3 protein-coding genes are annotated in these 5,342 nt (G+C 67.7%); all 3 read left to right on the forward strand.

Annotated features, from left to right (window positions below; translation table 11 throughout):
• Positions 1–1,058: glycoside hydrolase family 28 protein (locus AC1DU6_RS19150; protein WP_477858929.1), on the forward strand; the 1,058-nt coding region annotated here is incomplete at its 5' end.
• 65 nt (positions 1,059–1,123) lie between these two features.
• Positions 1,124–3,859, forward strand: a complete 2,736-nt coding sequence (locus AC1DU6_RS19155; RefSeq protein WP_082567628.1) for a glycoside hydrolase family 31 protein — start codon at positions 1,124–1,126, stop codon at positions 3,857–3,859.
• Between the two features lie 33 nt (positions 3,860–3,892).
• Positions 3,893–5,342: glycoside hydrolase family 97 catalytic domain-containing protein (locus AC1DU6_RS19160; protein WP_477858931.1), on the forward strand; the 1,450-nt coding region annotated here is incomplete at its 3' end.

The following is a 5,342-nucleotide window of genomic DNA, read 5'->3' on the forward strand; positions in this document are numbered from 1 at the left end:
CGATTGCGCTGCGCGAGTGCCGCAACGTGACCTTGCGTGATTTCTCGATCCTGCATGGCGGCCACTTCGGCATATTGGCGACCGGCTGCAGCAATCTGCTGATCGATCACTTGATCATCGACACCAACCGCGACGGCATGGATATCGACGCCTGCAGCAACGTGCGCGTCACGAATTGCAGCCTGAACACGCCCTGGGACGATGCGATCTGCCTCAAGGCCAGCTACGGCCTGGGGCGCATCCAGCACTGCGARAACATCACGATATCSGAYTGCCTGGTRTCGGGRAATTTCGACGAGGGCAGCSTGATTGAYGGCACCTTCAAGCGCAGTGCRCCGGAATACCGGTCGGGGCGATACGGCCGCATCAAGATGGGCACCGAATCGAATGGYGACTTCAAGAACATCRCCATCACGAACTGCATTTTCGACGAGTGCCGSGGCCTGGCGATCGAGAGCGTGGACGGTTCGCACATCGAGGACCTGACGATYTCCAACATCACCATGCGCAACGTGGTGAACGATCCGATCTTCATMCGCTTGGGCGCGCGCCTGCGCGGACCGAAYMAGCCGCSGGTGGGCACGATCAAGCGCATCAATATCAGCAAYRTTGTGGTGTCCGGTGCGCACGTCAATCACGCMAGCACCATTGCCGGGCTGGAAGGGCAYCTGATCGAGGATATTCGCATCAGCAATGTGCAGATAGAAAYGCAAGGCGGCGGCGATGCGGCCTGGAGCAAGGTGGTTCCGCCCGAAAACGCAAACGGATATCCGGAGCCCGGCATGTTCGGCAAGGCSCCGGCGTATGCGTTTTACATGCGCCATGTGAAGGCCATCGAGGYTCATCACGTCAAGGTYGGCTACGTSAAGCCGGAGGGGCGAACCGCGGTCGTGCTGGACGATGTCAGCGATGCCAGCTTCCATGCCGTCAATCTGCGGCGCGGGCACGGCGGGGCGGCGCTGTTCGTGCTGCGCGGCGTCAGCGATTTCTCGGCCAGGGACGTGCGCGGCATGCCGGACCGCGAGATCCCGGAGCGTGTGGATGCGCTGACCTTGTAGACATGCAAGACCATGTTCAACGCGCCCTACCCCACCGTCTTGCCCATCAAAACCAGAGCGATGACATGAAATACACCAAGCACACCCTCTCCCGGCGCGAGGCGTTGCGGGCCGCCCTCGCTGCTGCCGCCACCCCACTGGGCGCTGCGGCGGCAACGGCCGCGACGGCCTCCTTGTCCGGCGTGGCGAACGCCGCCGCCGGCAACCTGGCGCCGGGGAACGCCGAGGCCCGCCGCGCGCACCCGTCGCCAGCCCCGGAATGGGTGCTGACGACGCCCCAGGGCACGCTGCGGATCAGCGCGCTCTGCGACCGGGCGCTGCGAGTGCGCTTCCTTCCTTCGCAGGCCTCAACGCAGGCCTCAACGCCGGCGCCACCACCAAGCCTCGCGCTGCTGCCCGGCCGTGCCAAGCTCCTGATGAAGCAGACGCCGGGCGCTGATGCGACCCGCCTGGAACTGCCGGCCATCCGCTGCGAGGTGGACAACGGCACCGGGGCGCTGCGCTTCTTCGACCGCAACGGCGCCTTGCTGCTCGCTGAAGCGCCAGGCACCCGGCGGCTGACGCCGTCGCGGCTGGGCGACGAGCCTGTGTTCATCGCCGAGCAGGTGTTCGAGTCACCCGCCGACGAACGGCTCTACGGCACCGGCTGCTTCCAGGACGGCGCCATGGACCTGCGCGGCCACCCGCGCCGCCTGACGCAGGTGAACACGCAGATCAGCCTGCCGTTCATGCTGTCCAGCCGCGGCTACGGCCTGCTCTGGCACAACAACGGCATGGCCGAGCTGAACATGCCCGAGCAGCAGGTGGCGCTGGGTCGCATCAAAGCCGAGAACAAGGCCGAAGTCGTCGATGTGACGACGACCACGGGCAATGCGCAGGTCGTGCGAAACCTGACGCGCTTTGAAGGCACGTTCCGCACGGAAACGGCCGGCCGCTTCGCCTTCCTCCTCGACGTCGGCCGCGCGATGGGTTCGCGCCACTCGGTCGAGATCGACGGCAAGTCCTGCGTCGAGATCGCGAACCACTGGCTGCCGCCGACGGTCGGCTTTGTCGTCGAGCTGCCGGCAGGCGAACACCAGGTGCGCATCCACGCCGACAAGGATGACTCTCCCTCCCTGCGCTTCGGCGCCGTGCGCGCGACCACAACGTGGCGCTCACCGGTGGCCGATGCCATCGACTACATCGTCATCGCCGGCCCGAGCGCGGACGAGGTGTTCGAGGGCTACCGCGAGATTTCCGGCGCCACGCCAATGATGCCGCGCTGGGCCTATGGCTACATCCACTGCCGCGAACGCTTCCGTTCGTCGGCAGAGATCGTCGACACGCTGCGCGAGTTCCGCCGCCGCAAGCTGCCCGTCGACGTGATGGTGCAGGACTGGCAGTACTGGGGCCGCCACGGCTGGAACGCGATGCGCTTCGACGAGGATCACTACCCCGATCCTGCCGCGATGATGCGCGAGGTACACGGCCTGAACGGGCGGCTCATGCTGTCGGTGTGGGCCAAGATCGGGCGCGACACCGGGCTCGGCCGCGCCGCTGCAGCCGGCGGTCACTACATCGACCAGACCGACTGGATCGACTTCTTCGACCCCAAGGCCGCCGCCTTCTACTGGAACAACCAGCGCGAACGCCTGCTCAAGCTCGGCATCGACGCCTGGTGGCAAGACGCGACGGAGCCCGAGAACGACGACCTGGTGGGCCGGCGTACGGCCGCAGGCCGTGGTGAGCGCGTGCGCCTGGCCTACCCGTGGTACGTCACGCGTACCGTTTACGAAGGCCAGCGCCAGGCGGCACCTGACCGGCGCGTGATGATCATGACGCGCTCGGCCTTCCCCGGGCAGCAACGGCATGCGGCAGCCACCTGGTCGGGCGACATCGGCAACGACTGGGACACGCTCAAGCGGCAGATCCCCGCGGGCCTCAACATGGCCGCCGCCGGCTATGCCTACTGGACGGTCGACGCCGGTGGATTCTTCCGTCCGGGCGACGGCCAGTACACCGACAAGGCCTACCACGAGCGCCTGATCCGCTGGTTCCAGTACGCGACCTTCCTGCCGCTGCAACGCGTGCACGGCTACATGACCAACACCGAGTTCTGGCGCTATGGCGACACGGTGGAGGCGGTGGCGCGCCAGTATCTGGAGCTGCGCTACCAACTGCTGCCCTACCTCTACAGCCTGGCCCACGAGGTGCATGCAAAGGGCGCACCGATCATGCGGCCGCTCGTGTTCGATTTCCCGCAGGACCAGCAGGCCCTGGACCAGGCGCACAGCTACATGTTCGGCCGCGCCCTGCACGTGGCGCCAGTGCTGGCGCCTGACGTGTCGAGCTGGCCCGTGTACCTGCCGCAGTCTGCGGGCGGCTGGGTCGATTTCTGGACGGGAGAACGGCGCGCGGGCGGCCGCACGCATGACGTGGCGTCGCCGCTGGAGCGCATGCCGCTGCACCTGCGCGCGGGCAGCATCCTGCCGCTCGGGCCGGTGCTGCAGTCCACCGCCGAGGCCACCGGTGAGGTGCTCGACCTCTACGTCGTGCCTGGCGCCAACGGCGCTTTCGACCTCTACGAGGACAGCGGCCTGGACTATGCCTACGAGAAGGGCGGGTTCAGCGTGATCCGCATGACCTGGGACGACAAGCGCGGCGTGCTGCGCCTGGCGGCGCGCAACGGGCGCTTCGCGGGCATGCGCACGACCAAGCGCTTGCGCATCCACCGCCTCGGCGACGGCGTGCCGACGCTGCAATCCAACCCGCTGCGCGAGGTGGTCTACACCGGGCACGCCGTCGAAATACGCCTGGGCTAACCGCTCTCCAGCCCCAACTCTGCTCACACATCCATGAAGACCACCACCCACCTCGCCATCGCCGCGCTCGCCCTGGCCGCATCGGGCGCCTACGCGGCCGACGCCGTCATCACCTCGCCCGATGGCCACGTCGCGCTGCGCATCGCCGACAACGGCGGCCAGTTCAGCGTCAGCCGCCATGGCGAAGCCGTCATCGCTCCCTCACCGCTGGGGCTTGATCTGGACGGCCAAGCCCTCGGCGCGTTGACGCTGGAGTCGCGCCAGGACGTCGCGGAGGACCGCGTCATTCCTCTCGTCGCTACGAAGGCGGCCACGGCCCGCGACCACTACCGCGGCGCCACGCTCACCTTCCGCGAGGCAGGCTCCGGCCGCCGCCTCTTCATCGATGCACGCGCCTACGACGACGGCGTTGCCTTCCGCTACCGCCTGGAAGACACCGGACCGGTGAAGCTGCGCGGCGAGCGCACGGCCTTCGTGCCGGCGGGCGACCCGACCTGCCTGGTTACGCCCACCGACGGTTCGCACGAGCAGGCGTTCGAGCGCCTGAAGGTCTCGCAATTCAAGGCCGACGCCGCCTACGACGTGCCGGTAGTCTGCGCCACGCCGTCGGGCCGCACCCACTACGCCATCACGCAGGCCAACCTGAAGGGCTACACCGGTGCCTCGCTGCGGCGCGAGGGTGAGGCGCTGCGCCTCCAACTGTCCGGCGTGCCGGGACGCGCCGGCCCGGCCTTCGTCTCGCCGGCCGGGCTGACGACCGCCTGGCGTGCCGTCATGCTGGCCGACCAGGCCGGCAAGCTGATCGAGTCGCACCTCGTCGGCAACCTCAATCCGGCGCCGCAAGGTGACTTCAGCTGGGTCAAGCCCGGCAAGGCGGCATGGGATTGGTGGTCCGGCCCGCTGGTCGGCATGAAGCCCGACATGGGCGCCTACAAGCGCTTCATCGACTTCGCCGCCGAGTCCGGTTTCCCCTACTACCTCATCGACGCGAACTGGGCCTCCGGCCCGAGCGGCTGCTGCGATGCCAGCCCGGAGACCGACATCACGCGACCGGCCAAGGGCATCGACATGCCCGAACTCGCGCGCTACGCCGCAGCCAAGGGCGTGGGCCTGATGCTGTGGGCGCATTGGGCGCATGTGGACGCACGCATGGACGAGGTGCTGGACACCTACGTCCGCTGGGGCATCAAGGGCGTCAAGGTCGACTTCATGAACCGTGACGACCAGCAGGTGGTGGACTTCTACGAGCGCATTGCCGCCGCCACCGCCAAGCGCAAGCTGCTGCTGGACCTGCACGGCGCCYATGTGCCCGCCGGCCTGCAGCGCACCTATCCCAACTACATCACGCAGGAGGGCGTGCTCGGTGCCGAGTGGAGCAAGATGACCACGCGCACCACCCCCAGCCACAACGTGACCTTGCCGTACACGCGCATGCTGGTCGGCCCGATGGACTACACACCCGGAGGCTTCCGCAACGCGACAC

The organism is Roseateles sp. P5_B10, assembly GCF_056400485.1.

Bases quoted from the DNA above. Each gene is read 5' to 3' on its own strand.
- AC1DU6_RS19155 (WP_082567628.1), top strand. From the start codon at position 1,124: ATGAAATACACCAAGCACACCCTCTCCCGGCGCGAGGCGTTGCGGGCC.